This is a genomic window from Acinetobacter uliginosus (assembly GCF_044130295.1).
Classification (GTDB): domain Bacteria; phylum Pseudomonadota; class Gammaproteobacteria; order Pseudomonadales; family Moraxellaceae; genus Acinetobacter.
Genome location: NZ_JBIQOC010000177.1, coordinates 1 through 1,952, shown reverse-complemented (window position 1 = coordinate 1,952; position 1,952 = coordinate 1). Strand labels below are relative to the sequence as shown.

The following is a 1,952-nucleotide window of genomic DNA, read 5'->3' as shown; positions in this document are numbered from 1 at the left end:
GTGACAAAACCTGAGTCCTTTATAGTTAAAGTGTTTGTTTGCACTTATATTTTAACTATTTAGACTCAGGTTTTTTTATTTAAAGCAAACTATGGGACAGTAGTGCCCCTTAGGGTGCTTTTTTAGCTTTGGCAAATTAGTTTGCAGCAGCGTCAACCACTGGAATTTTCCCAATTTTTGCTTGCCAGATTTTAGGGGCAGTTGCGTGAATAGACGTACCATTGACATCAACAGCAACCGATACAGGCATATCTTCAACTTTGAATTTGTAGATTGCTTCCATACCCAAGTCGGCAAAAGCGACAACTTCAGCTTCACGAACAGCTTTAGATACCAGGTAAGCAGCTCCACCTACGGCCATCAGGTAAGTCGCTTTGTTGTCTTTAATAGCTTCAACAGCAGCCGGACCACGATCCGCTTTACCAATCATGCCGTACAAGCCAGTAGCTTCAAGCACTTGACGAGTGAATTTGTCCATACGTGTAGCTGTTGTCGGACCAGCAGGACCAACCACTTCATCACCTACAGGATCGACAGGGCCTACGTAATAAATGAACTTGCCTTTAAGGTCTACAGGAAGTTCTTCACCGTTATTCAACATGTCAACCATACGTTTGTGCGCAGCGTCACGACCAGTATAGATTGTACCGTTAAGCAATAAAGTATCGCCTGGTTTCCAAGAGTTCATTTCTTCTTGTGTGATATTGTCCAGGTCAACACGTTTAGAAGATGAAGAATCCCAAGTTACAGCCGGATAGTCTTCAAGTTTAGGTGCTTGAATATGTGCAACACCGCTACCGTCTAACTGGAAGTGTGCATGACGAGTTGCAGCACAGTTCGGAATCATACCGACCGGTTTACCCGCAGCGTGACATGGGTAATCTTTGATTTTAATATCAAGAACAGTCGTTAAACCGCCAAGACCTTGCGCGCCAATACCTAAAGCATTTACTTTTTCGAAGATCTCGATACGGAGTTCTTCCATTTTGCTTTGTGGACCACGACGAAGTAATTCGTCCATGTTGATCTCTTCCATCAATGCTTCTTTGGCAAGCATCATGGCTTTTTCCGCAGTACCACCAATACCGATACCGAGCATACCTGGAGGACACCAGCCTGCACCCATGGTTGGAACAGTTTTCAGTACCCAGTCCACGATTGAATCAGATGGGTTCAACATGGCAAGTTTAGATTTGTTTTCTGAACCACCGCCCTTGGCAGCAACAGTAATATCGACTTTGTTGCCCGGTACGAGTTTGTAATGGATTACTGCAGGCGTGTTGTCTTTGGTGTTTTTACGGCCAAATGCAGGATCAGCTAAAACTGATGCGCGAAGTACGTTAGAGCTTTCCAGGTAACCTTGACGCACACCTTCATTGATTGCATCGTCCAGGCTCATGGTTAAATCAAATTTAACGTCTAAACCCACTTCAAGAAATACGTTCACAATCCCGGTATCTTGACAGATAGGACGGTGGCCTTCTGCACACATACGGGAGTTAATTAAGATTTGTGCAATAGCATCTTTTGCGGCTTTGTTCTCTTCACGATCATAGGCACGGCTCATCGCTTGGATGAAGTCTTGTGGATGATAGTAAGAAATAAACTGAAGCGCATCTTTTACCGATGTGATCAAGTCATCTTGCTTGATAATAGTTGTCATATCAAATATCTCTTGAGCGGGCTGTTAGCTAGCGGGCTAAATTATAAGATAAAAAGCAGGTTTTGTGGGCATTTTGAATGCTTTTTGGCCGAAAGTTTAATGGTGAATTTCAGCACAAATGAATGGTCGTTTTTTGAGTGATTTTTGTCATAGAGATGATAAGGGTAATCCTTGTTCTGGGTAGAAATTCTTTGTACACGACAAAAAAAGATAACTCATTGAAATAATGGCATAATACTTGTTTTCTGACGACGAATATGATGACACATTTCAATGAGTTACATCTCAT

The 1,952-nt window shown here is 42.6% G+C and carries 1 protein-coding gene; it reads right to left on the bottom strand.

Annotated features, from left to right (window positions below; genetic code table 11):
• Positions 1-136 precede the first annotated feature (136 nt).
• Complete coding sequence (locus ACE01T_RS17555) at positions 137-1,663, bottom strand: fumarate hydratase (protein WP_092820830.1); 1,527 nt, start codon at positions 1,661-1,663, stop codon at positions 137-139.
• Between the last annotated feature and the right edge of the window lie 289 nt (positions 1,664-1,952).

Bases quoted from the DNA above. Each gene is read 5' to 3' on its own strand.
- ACE01T_RS17555 (WP_092820830.1), bottom strand. From the start codon at position 1,663: ATGACAACTATTATCAAGCAAGATGACTTGATCACATCGGTAAAAGAT.